1 protein-coding gene and 1 pseudogene are annotated in these 2605 nt (G+C 44.6%); one reads left to right on the top strand and one right to left on the bottom strand.

All coding sequences use genetic code 11. The annotated features are described in order from the left end of the window. Window positions 1-1128: pseudogene (locus ACJ751_RS08595) on the bottom strand (hypothetical protein); the annotation flags it as partial. A 461-nt stretch (window positions 1129-1589) separates the two neighbouring features. Here ACJ751_RS08595 and ACJ751_RS08590 point away from each other — a divergent pair. Then, the gene (locus tag ACJ751_RS08590; RefSeq protein WP_407745082.1) at window positions 1590-2570 is read left to right on the top strand and encodes a T9SS type A sorting domain-containing protein; all 981 of its coding nucleotides are present in this window, start codon (window positions 1590-1592) and stop codon (window positions 2568-2570) included. Window positions 2571-2605: the final 35 nt, after the last annotated feature.

Below are 2605 nucleotides of genomic sequence, written 5' to 3'. Positions count from 1 at the left end.
GGTGCTTGTAAAGACATACGTTCCACTTTTTGTATTGCTAACAACTGCCGGCGTCCAGGTGCCGGTTTGTCCAATGTCGGAGGCTGCGGGTAAAACCGGAGCCGGATCACCACTACAAATGGTATCTTTTGAATTGGGAAAAATGCTGAATACAGGAGGAATAATAGGGTTAACGGTCAATACATAGTTGACAGGTATAGCGCACTGACCGGGATCGGGCGTAAATGTATAGGTGCCGGAATTATTGGGGTCAACCACGGCCGGGTTCCAACTTCCGGTAATGTTATTTTGCGATTGATTAGGCAGGGTAGGAACGCCACCGCCTGTACAAATAGACTGGCTGTTGCCAAATGAGAACAACGGTTTTATGGGCGGGTTCACCGTAAGTGTAAAAGTGGTGCCGGTAAGGCAGCCTGGTGGTGGAACGGTGGGTGTAAATACATAGGTACCGGAGCGGGTAGGGTCTACAACCGCCGGGCTCCAGCTACCGGTAATACCCTCTATCGATGTATTGGTTAATGTTGGTACCGGGCCGGTATTGCATAATACCCGGCCAGTTCCAAACGGGAATGTTACAGGTGCTTTTGGGGTCACCGTAATAGTAATGCTAACCGGATCGGCGCATGTGATTGTTGGCGTAAAAGTATAAGTGCCGGTTTGGGTGTTACTTACTGTGGACGGGCTCCAGCTTCCGCTATAACCATTGTCAGAAGTGGTTGGCAGCGTCGGCGCCGGATCACCCAGACATATAGTTGAAGGCAGGAAATTGAATACAGGTGGGGGCAGGAACGGATCTGACAGCGGAGTACCAGCAACATAAGACAGGGTTGTTCCCCCGCCGGTGAAGGTAAAATTGCGATAGGCGCCCATTGATAAATTGGGAATAGTTAACTGTCCTGTTACATTTGACAGTAAAGTAACCGGGCCTTTTTGAACGCCGTTCTCAAAATACCTTACCTGATAGGTGGTATTGGGAAGTAAGCCGCCAAAAGTAATTGATCCTTCTGAACCATGACAGGTTGTAGGGTTGTTGCTCAATAGGAGCGTTGGGTTCTGTGCCCGGGCATAATTACAACAAAACGTAATTATACATACAATAAGTAAATACGGTAGTGATAAAGGTTTCATTTTCTATTGCTACTAGGGGAAATAGCTGGGGTGAATGATCAGATCCTCAATCCAGGGTTTAACAGTTAATTGTATAAAATCGCGTAAAAATAGTAAAACCATTGATAGCGCCTAATGAAAGTTGATAGGTGTGTTGTTTTAGCCCATAAGTGCGTCGTTTTAGTGCATAACTGCGCATAAATGGCGTTTCCCATGGCTCCAAACAAGGACTTTTTTCCAAAAAAGATAGAAAAATCCCGCTTTGGGATGGTTCTCCCGCCTGCTTTCAATCGTACTTCCACGTAAGTGAATTTAATTTAATCACTAAGGTATTTTTTCAATCGCTTGTTTTTGAGAGGATTATAACTGTATCGGCGAATCGCCACCGGTAAAAAACAGGTCATTTCACCCCGTGCCGGAAAACAGGTATGCCGTTGGAAATATATACTGCGAAATCATTTAAACACAAAAAAGTTTACCTTATGAAACAGATCTACTCAATCATCGCAATCCTCTTCATCTCTTTTTCTGCTGTTGCAGGAACAAGACCAATGATCACATTTTCTGCTACATCAGGCGACTGGTCTAACGCTTCAAACTGGACCCCGAACCGCATTCCCCAAAATGGCGATTCCATTGTGATCCCTCTGAATAAATCTGTGGTATTTGATAAAAATGATACCCTGGCCAATGTATATATTAAAATAATTGGCGGCCTCACGCTACAACAGAAAATGCGGTTGAGCGCTAACTCTGTGGTAGAATTAACAGGAACGATCAATGCCTGGAACGCCAGTCGTAGTAACGAAACGATCTCAATTGGCGGCGTAAAAAAATACGATCAAAATGCTGCATTATTAATATCAGGGCCCGGCACTGCTGCCAGCATCTCAGGAGTTTCGCCCCATGGTTTTAATTTAAGCGCGCTGCCGGTTTTGTTTAACAGCTTTTATGCAACAAAAAGCAATAACAACGTAGTATTGAACTGGAGCACCGCCATGGAGCATAACAACAAAAATTTTGAAGTGCAACGCAGTTTCGATGGCAGTACCTGGACAGTGATCGCGATCATGCTGGGCGCTGGTAGTTCAGATAATATAACACAATACAGCTATACCGATAAGAATATGACTGCGGCTGTTGCTTACTACCGCATTCGCCAGGTAGATATAGATGGCAAATACGAATACTCAACTATAAAAGCCATCCGCAGCAATGAAACTACCCAGGCTGCGAAGATCTATGCAAGCGGTAATACGGTGAACATTGAATTCAACCAGGAAATAAAGAACAAGGTAACTATACGGATCATCGATATGAATGGCCAGGTGATTGGGCAAAAGGATAATCAACAGGCTTCATACCGGATAACCATGAACATGAACAACCATATTACCGGTATGTATATTGTGCAACTCAACGATAACGCAGGATGGAATGAAGCGAAGAAGGTGATTCTGTAATGGGAGTTTGTTTCATAAGATGCAAACTTGGCCCC

The organism is Niastella sp., assembly GCF_045805085.1.
Classification (GTDB): Bacteria; Bacteroidota; Bacteroidia; order Chitinophagales; family Chitinophagaceae; genus Niastella.
This window is presented reverse-complemented; position numbering and strand designations above follow the sequence as displayed.